Raw genomic sequence first — 16,857 nt, 5'->3', positions numbered from 1 at the left:
TTCGCCACAGGAACAGCGCCGACTCTATTTTATAAAAAACAATATTTATTCCTTAAAAAATAAGTCGTTATTGCAAAAATGAAAATAGGGAGGGGCGATGCTCAACAACAGAGGGCGGATTACTTCTGCGCCGCAAACTATTGCGCAAAACGCAGTAGGCATGGAGCGTGCAGGTAAGGCAAGGCTACGGCAAAAGGCAACGCAGCATCTCGCGAAGGCTGCGGCGGGTTCTCTGATTGAAGAGGGAAAACGTCACGCCGGCCGAACCGATGTTCGTCAGGCCGGCGCTTCCGCGCAGGACGGCATGCCGGCGCGTCAGCGAGGCCGCAGCGGCAAGCTGGACGGTCTGCTGCATAGTTTGCCGCTCTTTAGGAAAAAAACTGCCGCGCCGGAGCAGACCGTCAGGGCGGACAGCGCGCAGAAGCCGGGCGGCAATAGATTACTGGATAAAATGATGGCCGAACGGCCATCGGATTTACTGCGGGAGTATGCCGAGCGCCCGACCAGAGAAGAAGCGCGGCACTATCAGCAAAACTTCAATCAGGTGCGACAAAATATTCTCAACAAGATCGCATCGCACGCCTACGCGGCGGAAAGCAGCAATGCGGATTCCGTTTCCTCCCACTACCATACGCCGCTGTTGTCGCCGTCGTCGTCTGGCTATCTGTCCGCCGAAACGTTCGATTTGCCGCCGCCGGAAACGGCCGACGATGCGTCGTTTGACGATGATGGCGGGGTGGATCGCCTGTATCGTGAAATGATGGAACGTCAGGCAGGCAAGCCGGGGAAAGTCTTTGATCCGGTGGAGTTTTATGGCATGGCGTCGGATCCCGCCGCGACGTCGATGCCAGAGCTTGACGGCGCGCGGTTTAATGACGACGCCACGCAGGCGGAGCCGTTCAGTCAGCACGGTGCGGCGCAGCGATCGTCAGGCGAGGGAGCCTCATCGCCGGGGCTGAGTTTGAAGCTGGACGGCAAAGGCCGTCTTAAGGTGGATGAAACGGTTTCCCCCGCGCTGCGGACGCTGCTGAACGAAACGTTGGGAAAAGACAACCAGCGGTTTCTCGCCCACACGACCTATGAGACAGACGGCGGCGAACGGCGCCATCTGCTGCTGGGCGGCGAGGGCAAACTGTTCGCGTTGAAAAGTTCGCAACACGCCAGCATCGCCCTGCACTCCAGCGAGTCAGGCGCGGAGAAAAAAATGCTGGAACAGGCGGCGAAAGGGAAGACCGCCTATAGCCTGCACGTGGCGGCGGATGGCGACGGCGTCAGCGTGCGGACGAGTGATAAACAGCATACCGGCGGCGTAGCGCCATCGCCGCTGCCATTGCCGGGGCAACTGCATGAGTCGTTGCTGACCGGTATCTACAGCCAGCCAGCCACGGCGGCGAATCAGTTGGGAGAGCAGATTCGCCTGCACGACGGAAAACTCTATGCGTTAAACGAAACGCTGGAGGTGTGGCAAAAGAAAAGCGACACCTCTTTCAGCAAGCTGTCGGCGCAGGCGGATAATAAACTCTATGCGGTGCAGGATAAACGCACGCTGACCAACCTGACCGACAACGTACATTGCGCATCGTTCGACGATGACATCGCCGCCTTTGCGGTGAATCAGCGCGGCCAGGCGGCGGTACTGACGGATAACGGTGAAAACGCCAGGGTGCATTTTATGCCGTCGCTGGAAGCGGCGGGCCCGCGTGAGCCGGTGACGCTGACGCTGGCTAATTCGGCATTGGCGCTTGAGCGCGGCAGCGAACATCTTGAAGCGCAAACCCTCGGCGTAGCGGATGACCAATTCTATGTTACCGATAGCGACGGCAAACTGTTTGTCGGGGACTATCCGCGTCCCGGTCAACGGGAAGCTGCGCTGAAGCCGGCGCCGCAACCGGAACTGGAGCGGGCTTTTTCAACAGATTATCAGATCGAAGGCTTCGCCAGCGATGAGCATGGTAGGTTGAACGCGTTGATCAAAGACCCGCTCAAGCAAATGCATATTTGCCCGCTGGGCGAAGAGGGCCGCTTCCGGCCCGGCTGGAATCTGAGCGATACGCTGGTGCTCGATAACCAGTTGGGTCTGACGCACGTTTATCCCACCGAGTTGGAAACCGTTGATTTAAAACATCTGGGCAAGCTGACGCAGCAAGAGGGGGCGCTATATTATCTCGATAAACTGACCCAATCCTGGGCCAAAGCGGAAGGCGGGTGCGACCAGCTAAAGAAGGGCCTGGACGGTCAGGCTTACGTGCTGAAAGACGGCGAAGTCAGAAAAATCAGCGTCAGCGTGAACAGCGGCGGTTTCAGGCAGGGAGAAGATAACGTTTTCTCACTTGCGCAAGTGCGCAATAAACCGTCTTCCGGCGGCGGACTGTTGCCGGACGCCAAGTCCGATAAGGCCACGGCAATGGCGGTTATTAATCCTTATAAGTTTCTGGTCGTGTCGGACAAAGGCGACATTCGCTTTCACCAGGCCAAGCCGGACTCCAGACAGTCGCTGCATCCGGCGCAAACGTTGCCGAAAACCGGCCTCCGCGGCGAGGTTAAGGACATCGCGCTCGACCACCGTCAGAATTTGTACGCCTTAACGAACCAGGGCGAGGTCTTTATCCTGAAGAAAGCGCAGTGGCAGCAGCCCTCCGGCGTTCAGGCCCACGCCGTCTGGCAGGCGTTATCGTTACCAGGCGAAAGCGCCGGTCATATTAGCTATATTCAGAATGACGCCGCCGGAAATTTTGTCGTTACGCGGGATTCGGACAGCTACCGGCGCGATGGCGATAGCTGGCGGCCATTGAACAACACCGAGCCGGCGAAAACGTCGGCGTCGGAAGAGATGTTGAAACAAACCGTATATGAGCGGTTAGGGAAGGCGATGAAGCGTCACCGCATACCTAAAACCGGCGTTACGGTACAGCGCGCGGTGAATCTTGGCGGCTTCACCGGCGAAGAAAGTAAAAAGATAAAGAGCAAGTTTTCCGAGCGTCTCAGCGCCCATCTGTTCTCCCCTACGATGACAACGCCCAGACCGCTTAAAAATCTGGCTTATGCCGTTCAGCACCAGTGGCAAGGGCGTGATGGACTCAAGCCGTTGTACCAGATGCAAAGCGCTTTATTTAAACAGTTGGAAGCCGGAAACATCCATAAGTCCGCTACCGCCGTATCGCCCGATGGGGGGAATAGCGTGGCGGATTTGCACCTGCGGTTGGAAAAATTGGATCTGGGCGAACAGGGAAAAAGCGTGGTCGCACAGCTACAACATTTCCGTCATGAGCTGGAGGATAGCGCGCTGCATAGCGCTATCCGTCTGGGGCGGCAACAAGGGGTCGTCACGCTGAATGGCGAACTGAACGACAAATTCAAACCTTCCATACTGAAACCGGCAGCGCAATCCCTGAATCCGCATCGCTCCGGGCAAGATCTTATCCGCACGCTGCTGGACGCCTGGCGCACCGTTCCGATAGCCAGGGAAAGCAAAGTGGAAAAACTGCTGGCCGGTTTTGTCGACAAGCAGGCCGATATCAGCCACCAGAAAACGGATATGGCGCGCCAGCGCGATCCCAACGATCGCGGGTCGCTGCTTAAATCCCGTTTGATTCTGGATACCTTGACGCTGAAAGATCTGCATCAATTGGTGAATAAGGCGGAACTGCTGTCGGGAAAATCGCCCGATGAGGAGCAGATAACGCAACTGCAACATGCGCTTTCACAGTTGCGAAATCACCAGTACGGCGATAATCCGGTCAAGCAATTTACGGATATGGGATTTGTCAGCGACCGGGCGCTGGAAGCCGATTATGACACCGTTAAAGCGTTTTTGAACGCGTTCCGTAAAGAGCACCACGGGATCAATATGACATCGCGCACCGTGCTGGAGGCGGAAAGCCAGACGCAACTGGAGTCAAAACTTGTCGATACATTACAGTCGCTGGAAGAAGAGGAATTTCTTACTTTTGAGCGTCATTACGGCGCGGCGGCCACTTCATCCTATATCTTGTCGCCGAAATCGCTGCCGATTCCGCTAATACCGGGCGCGAGCGTGGGGTTTAACCGAACTTACGCACTCAGCCTGACGCGTGTCGGCAACGATTTCTTGGTCGAATTCGACAAAAAGGGCAACACTAACGGCAGCTTATCCGTCGCCACCGGCTTTAATTTGATACCGGAACTGCTGCCGGATAACCTCAAGGAAAAAGCGCGCGCCGTCGCGATGACTAAAGAACACGATCTCTTACCGGATCTGCGGGCCAGCGGAACCGTGAGCGGAACCGTGACCGGCGGGCCGAAAAGCGGCCTCTATTTTTACTTAACGAATGACGAATTACCGGATTTTATCAAAGGATTAACCCAGGGAACGTTGAACCCGGTGGATGTGATGACCAAAGGGGTTCGGCATCGGGTGATGGAAGGGAATAAACTTGGTTTCAGCCTGGATGTCAATGGCGCGCTGGAGGCGCGCGCCGGCGTCAATATCACCGATACCGGCGCGGCGCCGACATCCGCCGTGGCGCGTTTGGCCGTGGGCGTGGGCGGCGGGGCAAAGCTGGTGTCGGTTAACCGCGAGCGCGCCTCCGAAGAGGGGAGCGCATTGACCACCATCAGTCATAGAGACAGCAAGGTACGCTTTTTCAACCAGGCCAACGTGGATGCGCATGTTTCCGCCAGCGCTGGCGTCATGCGCGCCGCCAGCGAGAATCCGCCGGGAACGCTGCCGTTCTTTAGCGCGGTTTCCGCATCCGCCAGCGCCAGCGTGGACAAAAACGCCCATAAACGTGTGGATGTCACCATGAAAAACGCCGAGCCGCTGACTGAGGATAACGTCGACGATCTGGTCAAATCGCTGGGCAAACATTTTAAAGACGGTACCAGCCGCCAGGTTTTAGCCGCGCTGAAGGATGTGTCGGATATTGGGGAGAAACTGACTATTTTGCATAAGCATTTCAGCGGGCAGGAGATTAACAGCGACGAACGCTATGAAGCGGTCAATAAAATCAAAGCCTCGTTGTTTGAGCACCACGCCGCGCTTCAGGGCGAAAAAATATTGTCGAATGCAAGATTAAGGTCGTATTACAACTGGGTGCCGAGCTTGAAGCACGAGGGGGTATCTCACTATCTGCATCGGCAGTTGGATTCCGCCTTGGCGCCGGATAATGCCCAACGCATAAAAACGCTGATGGACTCTACGCCGGAAGTGAAATCGGTTCTGGATAAACTGAGGAAAGATGCGCCCATACTGATGATAGTTAAGCTGGAATTAAAAGAGGATGTTAAACAGCAAGTCCTTGATGGGCTACATGATAAAAAGCTGGATCAGCAGGATATCGTCCGGCTGTTCAGCGATAGAACTACTCTGCGGCTGGGCAGCATTATGTTTTACCAGACGCTGAGTAAAAAAGAGGGATTGAATACGCCGGCGTTGATCTTAGGCGGGAACAGCAGCGCCACCGTATCCATGACCAAAAACACCGGTACCATCGGCCTGAAATATGGCAGAGATCAGGATACGCCAATCGGATTTGTATTGGAGGGCGATATTGCCAAAGCCGACGCCGGCGTGGCCGACGCGATGCAGCAGTTGAAAAGCGAAGGTATGGAAATGAAAAGTTAATACATTTGTTTAACAATGAATCCGCGCAGTGACGAATTGGCTTGGAAATACAGGTATGTTTAGCCACGATTTAATTAATTCCGCCTATTTTATGCAAAAAATCGGCATGGACGCCGATTTTCATCTATATAAATTAGTGTTGTGACACACTGATAAGTAATGGGTTAACGCACATACACAATAAGTAACGGTCTTTTTCGCGGCTTGTTCATTTTTGTGGCGGTTTGCTTTTGCTTTAGAAGCGGTAATTTATTTGAAATAGCGTAATACGCAGGTTAGAAAATATATGGAATATTACAGTTTTGTACTAATAAAATTCATCATTGGGTTCTGTATTGTGATAATGCATCTCAATTTGTCAGGAAAAACGCAGCTGTCTCAAATGACGCCGGTTGATTTTATTGGCAACTTTGTTCTTGGCGGCATCATCGGCGGGGTAATCTATAGCGACAGTATTCCTCTGCAACAATATATTATCGTGCTATTTATCGGCGTCGGGTTGATCTCGTTGCTGAATGCCATCACCAAGCACATTAGTCTTTTTCGTTCTATCGCTATCGGTAATCCGCTTCCTATCGTTAAGAAAGGAAGATTTCTGATGGATAATATTCTACGCAAGAAAAATAAGATCGATATCTTGAACGTCGCCTCTCAACTTCATTCCCAGGGGATCAACTCTTTTCAGCAGGTAACTTACGCTCAAATAGAGCCCAGCGGTCAACTCACCGTGGTTTGCGATGATGCCAAGATGCCCTCGGTCATTATTATGAAGGACGGCAAGATCAGACATGACGAGCTGGAGCAAATAGAAAAGGATGAAGATTGGCTGAAAGGTGAGCTGGAGAAGCATGCCCTTGAGGAAGAGGATATCTTTATCGCCGAGTTTTGGGATGGGAAAGTCATGTTCATCCTACAGGACGGCAAAATTGTGAAGTGATTCCGCGCCTGCCAAAGAGATGGCTACTCTCCGGGCGAATAAAAAGTTAAAATATCCGTAGCTGGTAACACTATCTTTGATTTTATTGGCTTTTTATATCATTTTTTAAATTTTCAGGAATTTTATCATGCAACAGCTACCTAATTGTCCTAAATGCAATTCTGAATATACCTGGCAGGATAATGAATTATTGAACTGCCCGGAGTGTGGGCATGTCTGGGCAATGAACGGTGATGCGGCCGCCGAAGAAGAAGGGCTGGTCGTCAGAGACGCCAATGGTAATCTGCTGGCGGACGGTGACTCCGTAACGGTAGTTAAGGATTTGAAAGTTAAAGGAAGTTCATCAACTCTGAAAATCGGTACGCGCGTTAAAGGCATTCGCCTTGTCGAAGGCGATCATAACATTGATTGCAAAATCGATGGTTTTGGCGCAATGAAGCTGAAATCTGAGTTTGTTAAGAAAAACTGACAATCTACTGCGCGCCGGGTCTTAAGCGGTTCGGCGCGCATATTTCAGTTTTTTCGTATCGGGCAATGATTTACCATTGCGGTTACTTTCCCCTGACTCGGTTACACGGAAATCTGATGCGTCATTTGGCCACTTTTCTTCCACTGATTGTGTTTCTCTCCGCTTGTAGCAGTAAGCCGACACCGCCTCCCGAAGCGCCTAAAGGCAATCCTTTTAAAGGCGGCGGCTTTTTGCTGGAGCCCGCGCATAGCGGCCATCTGCTGAGCGGCGATTTTGCTTTCAATCCGGCGACGACCCGTTTTGTCGATAAAATGGTCAATGAACACGGGTTCGACCGTCAGCAGTTGCATGATGTTCTGGCCCAGGCGCAGCGGTTGGACTGGGTGCTGCGGCTGATGGACAAGCAGGCTCCCACGCCCGCGGCTACGGGGCCGTCTGTTCCCAATGGCGCCTGGCTCCGTTACCGTAACCAATTTATTACGCCGGATAACGTACAAAACGGCGTGGCTTTCTGGAATCAGTATCAGGATGCGCTGCAACGCGCCTGGAAATTATACGGCGTTCCTCCGGAGATTATTGTCGGCATTATCGGCGTTGAAACCCGCTGGGGCCGGGTGATGGGCAAGACCCGAATCATTGATGCGCTGGCGACGCTGGCTTTCGATTACCCGCGTCGTGCCGAATATTTTACCGGCGAATTGGAAACGTTTCTGCTGATGGCCCGTAATGAAGGCAACGATCCCCTCAGCCTACGCGGATCCTACGCCGGCGCTATGGGCTACGGCCAATTTATGCCGTCGTCGTTCAAGCAATATGCCATCGATTTTGACGGCAATGGTCATGTCAATCTGTGGGATCCGGTGGATGCCATCGGCAGCGTCGCCAATTACTTTAAGGCTCACGGTTGGGTCAAGGATGGTTTGGTGGCTGTTCCCGCGCTGGGTCAGGCTTCGTCGCTGAAAAATGGTTTCAATACGCGCTACTCTATCGCCACATTGCAGGCGGCGGGGCTAAAACCGTTGAGCACGTTGGGCGGCAATGAAGAGGCCAGTTTGTTGCGTCTCGATATCGGCAGCGGCTATCAATATTGGTACGGTCTGCCCAATTTTTACACCATTACCCGTTATAACCACAGCACCCATTATGCGATGGCGGTATGGCAGCTAGGGGAAGCGGTTGGCCGCGCCCGCCTTGGCGGCGCCTACTGATACTCAACGCAGTTCCTGCCCCGCTGCTTGGCTTTATAGAGCGCGGCATCCGCCGAACCGTAGAGCGTATCAAAGCAGGTGTCGGACGGCGCCCAGCTCACGCCGAAGCTGGCTGTTACCGCTTGCTGGGGTAACACGGGCAGCGGCATGTCATTCAGGCTGAAATGGATACGCCCGGCGATTTCTACGGCCAGCTCAAGGGTAAAGTTATCCAGCAGGATGGTGAACTCCTCGCCGCCCACCCGGCCGATGCTGCCTTCTCCCTTAAGCACTTCCCGTACCCGCGACATCAGCGCGCATATTACGGCATCCCCGGTGGGGTGGCCGTAGGCGTCGTTTACCCGTTTGAAATGGTCGATATCCAATACAATAAGCGCGGCCTGGTTACGTTCCAGCGTTTGATTTATGCGCTCAATGATCGCGCCGCGGTTATAAACGTTGGTCAGCGGATCGTGACTGGCTTTGTATTCCAGTTGAATCGCCAACTTGTGCAGTTGACCATTCAGGCGATTCAACTCTTTTTCTGCACGATCGCTACGGGAAATCAGGCGATGCGATTCCCGAACCAGACGCTGGTAGTGTTCGGTCAATGCCAGCAGCGTGTCCCGGTAGACCTCCGCGGGCATATCCTGTTGGTTGGCGACATTGCGTGCGGCGATGAGAATATCGTATTCCGGCGTGAACAGCTCAAAAGTACTCATTGTTGGTTACTCCAGAATATGGCTGTAGAAGTCGAGTGCTGGAAAATCGATGTGTAATTCTTCACCGAACTCTTCCGCAATATCATCATCTTGGTCGTAATACCAATGCAAAGTAATGGGCAGTGTCTGTTCCGCCGCCTGATTCAGTATGTTGAACAGGCTGAACAGCATTTTGGTGCTGGAACTGTTGAAGTAAACCAGCGATACGTGGAATTCGATGGCCGGCGGCGGCGCTTCTCTGGCATCGCCTTCTGTGGTGAGCTCGCTGAGATAGTCCTGAACCTGCTCAATCAGCGGGCGATAAAACGCCGCCGCATTTTCAGGATAAGACTCGCCGGCTAGAGAAAGCCGATGAGTATCAAAGTCAAAATCTACGGCTGGTGTACAGGGCGTCCCTGTGATGTGAAGATTTTCCATATTGATAATATTCGCCATTTCAGATGATCGCCTTTAGATAAAACATAGACAGCCCCGTTGAAGTATCCGCTCGAAAGGTGAACTGCAGCGGCTCGCTGGCATCGCGGGCGACGGTCAGTAATCCCATGTCCGCCCCCTTGCTCCAGGGCGGCGTTTCATCGCGCAGGGAGGCTTTATAGGCGAGCTTGATTTCATCAAGCGTCATATAACGCAAGGGCTCAAGACGAATGCGCAATTTTTCAATGTCGTCAGGGCGGACCTGGTTTGCGCAAAGTAAAAAATATTTCCCGTTTTCAAGACCGACACATACCGATCCGTGACGAACCTCATTAAGCTGGTCGAGTTCGGTCAGGTGGGTAGCCGAATAGCGGGTGATGTTCTGTACCATTTCGACGAAAGCGGAAAATAGCTTCCGGCGTATTCCGGCGGGAACCTGCTTTTTTTCGAGTTGTAACCGTACCGTCTCAGCCAGAGAACTGATGATGTTCTGTGAGAAATACCCGACGTAATACAACGTAATATCCCTTTGATGCGTCGAGTCGAAAAGTTCGGTGTATTTAGTATCTGGCATAATCCCGATTCACCTGATTAAGTCAATGTCGAACAATGTCGAAAACCCCAAAAAGTCAGGTCATCCCTTCTTACCTGATCGCCTTGATAATCCATATGTTTTTTTAGTAAGTGATTGGCGAATGCCGGCATTGGCTGATCCTGATAATGCAGAAGAATCTTCTGTAGCCGACGTTTGCCGAACATCGTTTTCCGCTCGCCGCCGATTTGATCGGTCAGCCCGTCGGTGGTGGTAAAAAAGAGATCGTTGCTGTCCAGCGTTAACTGATGACAGGGCCAGCAGTAATCGTAAGGCGTGTCGGTATAGCCGACGCCCATGCGGTCAGCGGCGAGAATCTCCACCTGTGCCGCTTGTTGTTTGACCAGAAATGCGCACATGTGGGCGCTGGCCCAGACGAGCGTATTTTTTGTGGTATCGCAAAAGATCAGAATGGCATCGCAGCCATCGTTGGAAGAGGGTTGTTGACGTCTCTCGCTACGTTGACCGAGGGTATTCTTGATATGACGGTTGATCGCCTGTAGCAATAGATCGGGCATTTCCGGCCCATGTTGCGTTAGCGCCTGTTCCAATGCGGAGGCGAAAATCAGGGTCATAAAGGCGCCGGGAACGCCATGTCCGGTGCAGTCCGCGACAACGGCGAGCCAGCCATTTTTATACGCTTTGAAGTAATAACAGTCGCCGCCGACGCAGTCTCTTGGCTCCCATACCATGCACCAGTCCGTCAGCGAGCCGGACATCGACTGCCGCGAGGTGGTCAGCATGGCCTCCTGAAGTACTCTGGCATATTCGATGCTTTGCATGATCTGCTGATGCTGTTGCGAATGCATCTCGGAAACCGCTTTGATCAGATCGATGCCGAGCCCGATCCCGATATACCGCTCGTTTTCCATAATGATGAAGCCATCCGTCAGCGATTTATCCCCGGTGATTACCGTTTGGTCCGCCACGTCGCTTAGCGGAGAGGCGGCGTCAATAATCAGCGGGTTTTTGTCCATAAAAGCGATGCAGCTCTTTTTATCGTACAGCTCATGATAAAAAGGGCGGGACATTTGCGACATAAAGATGTGGCGGCTAATTAGCCCGAAAGGTCGGCCGTCTTCTACCACCGGCAAACTGACCAACTCCTTGTTTTTACTAAAAAGCTGTAACACGGTGGCGTTATCGGTATCGGGAGACACGTGCGGGGCGGGAATACAGAGATCCAGCGCCGTGGCTGGCCCCCAAAGATATTGTTGATCGCGTGAAACAGAGAGAGAAGTCATGGCCCTTTTTTACAAGCTGATCATCCTTGGGGCTAACATAGCCGATGTTTATGAACGAATAATGACAATACGCCCTCTCGCCAGGGGAATTTGACCGATAAGTCATTCGTTTTTCAGAACTTCATTCATCACCTGGGTTTGCCAATTGAAATAGGGGTTGAACGTTAAGCGAACATGCGTTTTTCCCGCTTCCTGATAGCCCCAGTCGGAATACCACAGTTTGCTTCTGTCCTGGCATTGAGATTGACTGACATGGGATTGTCCGTTAGCGCAAATAATGGTGGCGCCCGTCTCGCCGTACTCTTTATTATCCGGCGAAAACAGCATCGACATATGGGAGAACTGGCTTATCCGCCGTTCGGGCAAGTAGTCGCTGCGAACCAGCACGCGCGAGGAGTGCGGTTCCGCCGGTTGACTGCCGTACCAAATCAGCCTGCTGCGTGGGTGGGTAAATTTCCGATCGAAGCGTGCAAGCAGATAGGGCGTATCCAGCACCGAGTCATGCTCGGTAAGCACCATTAACACGGGTTTGTCGTAAGTCGTTTTGGCCAGCCGCGATCGCACCGCGCGGCTGGAGTGGTAAAACTGGGCGAAACCGTTGGTCGGCACCACCATGTAACGCGTTGCCAACTGCTGCGGATAACCAGGGCGGGGCTTCAGTATCCAGTCGGTAAAAACGGCCAGCAGCGGCGTCAGGAAATCGTATCGTTCGTTAGACTTGATCGCCGGTGAAAACAGCAACAATCCTTTGATTTCCGGGTGATTCAGCGCATATTCCAAAACCAGATTAGCGCCGGTGGAAAAACCGCCCAGATAAACCTCGTTTACGTCATGGCGAAGAATTTCGGTCTGTTCATTGACGACTCTGCGCCAGTCATCGACGGTGACAGGCAGCATGTCCGCCGGGCGGGTGCCGTGTCCCGGCAGCAGTACGGTTCTGACCAGAAAGCCCTGTTGCGCCAAACGCGGCATAATGTCGTTAAATGAACCTGGGGAATCGCCCAGACCGTGAACCAGTAATATCCCTTTGGTCGGCTTAGCGGCCGGACGCATTTCCCGCGGTGTATTCCAGAGCAGTTCGACACGCTTATCGGTACTCTGGAAAGCGCGATGCCGCTCTACCCATTGCGTGGTGTCCCGCTGATATTGAACAAACGACGTTTGCCCAAGCGGCGTAACATTGCGCGGTTTGCCGCCACAGCCCGCAATAACAAGCAGGCAGACGGCGACAGTTGCGCAGACTATCCTTTTCGCCATCGTCGCTGCAATGGCTGGCAAAAAGACGCGCTTTCCCATTTATATGATCCTTGCCGCATCCGATAATATTTGTCTGCATCAACCGCGCAGTAAAAAGTTTCTGATAGAAAACAGCAGAGAAACCCTTCACCTATAGTATATAAACCCTATTTGCGCGGCAATTTACCTTCGTTCGGCGTCTGCGGTCCGGCCGTTTTGGGTTACGCCTGAACATTCCTGGGATCTGCCCCTCTGTAATGCCAATGTTTTTGGGGTTATATAGGTACTTCCGATAGAAAACGTCTTCGGGCTTCGTGTTATACTTCGGACAAATTGGGTGACTTGTCGCGTTATTGGTCCTGCCAATTGTGGGCGCGGCAGTTAAATGGATGAAGGAACTGGGTGATATGCGGTTATATCAGCAAATAGGCGGTAACATCCGCGCAGAAATTCTGAATGGAAAATATCAGATCGGCGATCGCCTTTCTCCTGAGCGTGATATCGCCGATGCCTATGGCGTTAGCCGTAGCGTGGTGCGCGAAGCGCTGATTATGCTAGAGCTGGAAAAGCTGATCGAAGTGCGCAAAGGCTCCGGCGTTTATGTGATTCAGATCCCTGAAGGCCCGGAAAAAGGGGAGGCCGCGGACAGCGGCTATGGCCCGTTTGAACTGCTGCAGGCGCGCCAACTACTGGAAAGCGAGGTGGCGGCGTTTGCGGCGATGCAGGCAACCAAGAGCGACATCATTAAAATGCGCCAGGCCATTGAGCAGGAGACGCTCTCTCTGGAGAACGGCAGCGTAGATGAAAGCGCGGACGAGCAATTTCATTGCCTGTTGGCGCAATCTACCCAAAACAGCGTGCTGGCCAATATGGTGTATGAAGTGTGGCAGGCCCGTAAGCGAAGCCCGATGTGGCAGGGGATTCATTCCCATACCGATGATTTCAGCTATCAACGGCAGTGGCTGGACGACCACCAGAAAATCCTGCGGGCCGTGTCGCGGCGAGATTCGAAAATGGCGCGCCAGGAAATGTGGCTGCATTTGGAAAACGTGAAAAACAAGCTGCTGGAGATCTCGAACATGGACGATCCGGCATTTGACGGTTATCTGTTCGAATCCGTTCCTTCCCGTTTGGAATATTGAGCGGTTTTCTTTCCCGGTTTCACCCTATTTTCTGTTACGCGTCAGCCTGACGCGGTCGCCATGCCGATCGAGCCAGCCGCGGGAAGCAAGGGGAAAGGCATTCCTGCGGAAGCCTACCCTTGTTTTCCCTTCAATACGCTTGAGTGCGCGCGGTACTGCGAGTCCGCTGTTACAACAATTTATGACAACAATTTATGATAACAACGCCGCAACCGCGGCCTTTGCGCCGTGCTGTTGCAGTGACGCGTAGGCCTTAATCAGTTGGTTAACGAACGCCTCGTTTTGCGGCAGTTCCTCACCGAACACCGCCGTTAGGGCTAACAACGCCCGCACGCGGGGTTCGCCGTCCGCCGTGGCGTTTACGATCTGCTGAAGTTGCTCGGCCATGGGATCGCGAACGTCAATCGCCTGTCCGGCATCGTCTACGCCGCCGATGTAACGCATCCAGCCCGCGATGCCCAGCAGCAGGCAACGATAGTCACTGCCGTGGCTGATGTGCCAGCGAATGGAGTCCAGCATACGTTGCGGCAACTTTTGCGTACCATCCATCGCAATTTGCCAGGTGCGATGTTTCAGCGACGGGTTTTCGTAGCGGGTAATCAACTGGCTGGCATAGTCCGCCAGATCGACGCCGGTAACCCGCAGCGTCGGCGCTTGTTCCTTGAGCATCAGATGATGGGCCGCACGCCGGTAGTGGTTGTCGGTCATGCAGTCATTGATATGCTGATAGCCAGCCAGATAGCCCAGATAGGCAAGGAACGAATGGCTGCCATTGAGCATACGCAGCTTCATCTCTTCAAACGGCAATACATCGTCGACCAACTGTACGCCGGCGATATCCCAGTCGGGGCGGCCGGCGACGAATTTGTCTTCCACCACCCACTGAATAAAGGGTTCGCAGGCTATCCCGCAGGGATCGTAGACGCCCAGCGTGTCGGCAATCTGCTGCAAGGTTTCCGGCGTCGCCGCCGGCACGATGCGGTCGACCATGGTGTTCGGGAACGCGCTGTGGGTTTCAATCCACTGCGCCAATTCCTGGTCTCTGAGGGCCGCCAGCTCCAGCACGGCGCTTTTCACCACATCCCCGTTTTCCGGCATGTTGTCGCAGGAAAGCACGGTAAAAGGGGCGAGGCCGCGTTCCCGCCGCACGCGTAGCGCTTCCACCAGCACGCCCGGCGCGGAAGCCGGCGCGTCCGGCATTTCCAGATCCATTTTGATTAGCGCGTTTTCGCGATCCAACTTGCCTGTACTTCGATCAATGCAGTAGCCCTTTTCCGTAATGGTTATCGAAACGATGGCGACCTGCGGTTCGGCCAGTTTTTCTATTATGGCGGTGATGCCTTCCAGACGGGCGTGCAGCGATTCATTGACCGAGCCGACAATAATGGCCCGATTGGCATTGGCGCCTTTTTCCAACACGCTATAGCGATGAGCCTGCTGACGAAGGCTTTTAAACAGGTTTTCATTACCGAACAGGCTGACTTCGCAAATTCCCCAATCGCCCCCCTGATGATTGAGCACGCGGTCGGTCAATAGTGCCTGATGAGCACGGTGGAACGCGCCGAAGCCAATATGTACGATGCGGCTTTTCAGGGCCATCCGATCGTAGTGCGGTTGTTGAACTTCAGCGGGTAAAGGGGTATTGGCGATGTTGTTCTCAACATCAGCCGATGATTCATTCGATGTGTTTTTTCCAGCGATAGTCGTTTTCATACGGGTTCTCTGAGTTCTTTCCCTTGCCATAAGCGTTTTTTACAGACGGAAAACGGGTAACTTGTCAGACCAAAATGTTTGTTTGGACAAAAAACAGACATTATAGTGCCGTGTTGCTAGCAATAATGTAAGACTTAACGGCTTAAAATAAAATTTGTTTGTCCAAATTAGGTTGTTTTTGTGTAATGGATCAACCAATTTGGCTTTTCATTTGACACCAAAACCTGTTGATGTAGGCTTTGGTTATATTTTTATGGTAATTGGTCTGACATAAACCTGGTCTGATGTAAATAATGGCTATAGCGAGAAGGTAACTCTGTATGGAACAAACCTGGCGTTGGTTCGGCCCGAAAGATCCGGTATCACTTGATGATATCCGGCAAGCCGGGGCCACAGGCGTGGTGACGGCGCTGCATCACATTCCCAATGGGGAAATCTGGTCGATTGAAGAAATTGAAAAGCGTAAGGCGGAATTAAAAGCCAAAGGGTTGGTGTGGTCGGTGGTGGAAAGTATCCCGGTACACGAAGAGATCAAAACACAAACCGGCGATTATCAACAGCATATCGCGAATTATCAGCAGTCGCTGCGCAATCTGGCGCAGTGCGGTATTGATACCGTTTGCTATAACTTTATGCCCGTTCTGGACTGGACCAGAACCGATCTGGAGTATCAACTGCCGAACGGCGCCAAAGCGCTGCGTTTCGATCAGATAGCCTTTGCCGCGTTTGAACTGCATATTCTGAAACGCGCCGGCGCGGATCGGGATTACACGGCGGAAGAACAGGCGCAGGCCGCTGAATATTTCAAGGCCATGAGCGAGGAAGATATCGCCCGTCTGACGGGGAATATCATTGCCGGGCTGCCGGGGGCGGAAGAAGGCTACACGCTGGATCAGTTCCGCGCGCGCCTGGCGGAATATGACGGCATCGATCATGCCAGGCTGCGTACCCATCTGGGTTATTTTTTACAGCAGATTGTGCCGGTTGCGGAAGAGGTGGGGATTCGCCTGGCTATTCATCCGGACGATCCGCCGCGTCCGATTCTTGGCCTGCCGCGGGTAGTGTCGACCATTGATGATATGCACTGGCTGAAACAGACCGTCGATAGCATCAATAACGGCTTTACCATGTGTACCGGTTCTTACGGCGTGCGGGCGGATAACGATCTGGTTAAGATGATCGAGACCTTCGGCGATCGCATTCATTTTGTCCATTTGCGCGCCACGTGCCGCGAGCGGAACCCGAAAAGCTTCCACGAAGGCGCTCACCTGCATGGCGATGTGGACATGGTCGCCGTAGTGAAAGCGATCCTGACGGAAGAGCTGCGTCGTCAGAAAGCCGGCGATCTGCGTCCGCTGCCGATGCGGCCGGATCACGGTCACCAAATGCTGGACGATCTGAAAAAGAAAACCAACCCCGGTTATTCGGCGATTGGCCGTCTGAAAGGACTGGCCGAAGTGCGCGGCGTTGAACTGGCGTTAAAACGTTTACTTTTTCCTGAACTGAAACAGGGATAACGTCAATGGGCCTTATGGATGAGGCCCAGTACCCTCGGCAAGCGCCGCCAATCCCTTTCCGTAAATTCCCCCATCCTTCCTC

The 16,857-nt window shown here is 53.3% G+C and carries 12 protein-coding genes; 6 read left to right on the top strand and 6 right to left on the bottom strand.

What is annotated here, in order from left to right; all coding sequences use genetic code 11:
* Positions 1 to 97 precede the first annotated feature (97 nt).
* The 4 genes from ACN28R_RS13430 (at position 98) to mltB (ending at position 8,216) form a co-directional block, all read left to right on the top strand.
* On the top strand, positions 98 to 5,602 hold the full coding sequence (locus ACN28R_RS13430; protein ID WP_095834658.1) for an AvrE-family type 3 secretion system effector: 5,505 nt from the start codon (positions 98 to 100) through the stop codon (positions 5,600 to 5,602).
* Positions 5,603 to 5,888: 286 nt separating this feature from the next.
* Positions 5,889 to 6,539, top strand: coding sequence for a DUF421 domain-containing protein (locus ACN28R_RS13425; RefSeq protein WP_048635863.1), 651 nt, complete (start codon positions 5,889 to 5,891; stop codon positions 6,537 to 6,539).
* A gap of 127 nt (positions 6,540 to 6,666) precedes the next feature.
* On the top strand, positions 6,667 to 7,008 hold the full coding sequence (locus tag ACN28R_RS13420) for a zinc ribbon domain-containing protein YjdM (RefSeq protein ID WP_048635862.1): 342 nt from the start codon (positions 6,667 to 6,669) through the stop codon (positions 7,006 to 7,008).
* Between the two features lie 116 nt (positions 7,009 to 7,124).
* Positions 7,125 to 8,216: a lytic murein transglycosylase B gene (mltB, locus tag ACN28R_RS13415; protein WP_095834657.1), complete on the top strand. Its 1,092-nt coding sequence runs from the start codon at positions 7,125 to 7,127 to the stop codon at positions 8,214 to 8,216.
* Here the strand turns inward: mltB and ACN28R_RS13410 are convergent.
* The 5 genes from ACN28R_RS13410 to ACN28R_RS13390 form a co-directional block, all read right to left on the bottom strand.
* On the bottom strand, positions 8,210 to 8,917 hold the full coding sequence (locus ACN28R_RS13410; RefSeq protein WP_048635860.1) for a GGDEF domain-containing protein: 708 nt from the start codon (positions 8,915 to 8,917) through the stop codon (positions 8,210 to 8,212). The two genes, mltB and ACN28R_RS13410, sit on opposite strands and share 7 nt — an antisense overlap.
* A gap of 6 nt (positions 8,918 to 8,923) precedes the next feature.
* Complete coding sequence (locus ACN28R_RS13405) at positions 8,924 to 9,352, bottom strand: DUF1987 domain-containing protein (protein WP_095834656.1); 429 nt, start codon at positions 9,350 to 9,352, stop codon at positions 8,924 to 8,926.
* A 1-nt stretch (position 9,353) separates the two neighbouring features.
* Positions 9,354 to 9,908, bottom strand: a complete 555-nt coding sequence (locus ACN28R_RS13400; protein WP_053085499.1) for a SiaB family protein kinase — start codon at positions 9,906 to 9,908, stop codon at positions 9,354 to 9,356.
* A 14-nt stretch (positions 9,909 to 9,922) separates the two neighbouring features.
* On the bottom strand, positions 9,923 to 11,167 hold the full coding sequence (locus ACN28R_RS13395; RefSeq protein ID WP_048635858.1) for a SpoIIE family protein phosphatase: 1,245 nt from the start codon (positions 11,165 to 11,167) through the stop codon (positions 9,923 to 9,925).
* 102 nt (positions 11,168 to 11,269) lie between these two features.
* The gene (locus tag ACN28R_RS13390; protein WP_220701747.1) at positions 11,270 to 12,424 is read right to left on the bottom strand and encodes an alpha/beta hydrolase; all 1,155 of its coding nucleotides are present in this window, start codon (positions 12,422 to 12,424) and stop codon (positions 11,270 to 11,272) included.
* A 386-nt stretch (positions 12,425 to 12,810) separates the two neighbouring features.
* On the opposite strand from ACN28R_RS13390, the gene ACN28R_RS13385 reads away from it, so the two are divergent.
* Complete coding sequence (locus ACN28R_RS13385) at positions 12,811 to 13,545, top strand: FCD domain-containing protein (RefSeq protein ID WP_048635856.1); 735 nt, start codon at positions 12,811 to 12,813, stop codon at positions 13,543 to 13,545.
* Positions 13,546 to 13,737: 192 nt separating this feature from the next.
* Here the strand turns inward: ACN28R_RS13385 and ACN28R_RS13380 are convergent, their stop codons facing one another.
* Complete coding sequence (locus ACN28R_RS13380; protein ID WP_095834654.1) at positions 13,738 to 15,258, bottom strand: mannitol dehydrogenase family protein; 1,521 nt, start codon at positions 15,256 to 15,258, stop codon at positions 13,738 to 13,740.
* A 320-nt stretch (positions 15,259 to 15,578) separates the two neighbouring features.
* Here ACN28R_RS13380 and uxuA point away from each other — a divergent pair, with 320 nt between their 5' ends.
* Positions 15,579 to 16,775, top strand: a complete 1,197-nt coding sequence (gene uxuA / locus ACN28R_RS13375; protein WP_095834653.1) for a mannonate dehydratase — start codon at positions 15,579 to 15,581, stop codon at positions 16,773 to 16,775.
* Positions 16,776 to 16,857: the final 82 nt, after the last annotated feature.

Source organism: Brenneria goodwinii, assembly GCF_002291445.1.
Taxonomy (GTDB): domain Bacteria; phylum Pseudomonadota; class Gammaproteobacteria; order Enterobacterales; family Enterobacteriaceae; genus Brenneria; species Brenneria goodwinii.
The sequence above is the reverse complement of the archived record's forward strand: the minus strand, read 5'-3'. Positions and strand labels throughout refer to the sequence as shown.

Excerpts from the sequence above, each read along its gene's own strand:
- ACN28R_RS13380 (WP_095834654.1), bottom strand. The coding sequence starts at position 15,258 with ATGAAAACGACTATCGCTGGAAAAAACACATCGAATGAATCATCGGCT.
- ACN28R_RS13420 (WP_048635862.1), top strand. The coding sequence starts at position 6,667 with ATGCAACAGCTACCTAATTGTCCTAAATGCAATTCTGAATATACCTGG.
- ACN28R_RS13425 (WP_048635863.1), top strand. The coding sequence starts at position 5,889 with ATGGAATATTACAGTTTTGTACTAATAAAATTCATCATTGGGTTCTGT.
- ACN28R_RS13430 (WP_095834658.1), top strand. The coding sequence starts at position 98 with ATGCTCAACAACAGAGGGCGGATTACTTCTGCGCCGCAAACTATTGCG.
- ACN28R_RS13395 (WP_048635858.1), bottom strand. The coding sequence starts at position 11,167 with ATGACTTCTCTCTCTGTTTCACGCGATCAACAATATCTTTGGGGGCCA.
- mltB (WP_095834657.1), top strand. The coding sequence starts at position 7,125 with ATGCGTCATTTGGCCACTTTTCTTCCACTGATTGTGTTTCTCTCCGCT.
- ACN28R_RS13385 (WP_048635856.1), top strand. The coding sequence starts at position 12,811 with ATGCGGTTATATCAGCAAATAGGCGGTAACATCCGCGCAGAAATTCTG.
- uxuA (WP_095834653.1), top strand. The coding sequence starts at position 15,579 with ATGGAACAAACCTGGCGTTGGTTCGGCCCGAAAGATCCGGTATCACTT.
- ACN28R_RS13405 (WP_095834656.1), bottom strand. The coding sequence starts at position 9,352 with ATGGCGAATATTATCAATATGGAAAATCTTCACATCACAGGGACGCCC.
- ACN28R_RS13410 (WP_048635860.1), bottom strand. The coding sequence starts at position 8,917 with ATGAGTACTTTTGAGCTGTTCACGCCGGAATACGATATTCTCATCGCC.
- ACN28R_RS13390 (WP_220701747.1), bottom strand. The coding sequence starts at position 12,424 with ATGGCGAAAAGGATAGTCTGCGCAACTGTCGCCGTCTGCCTGCTTGTT.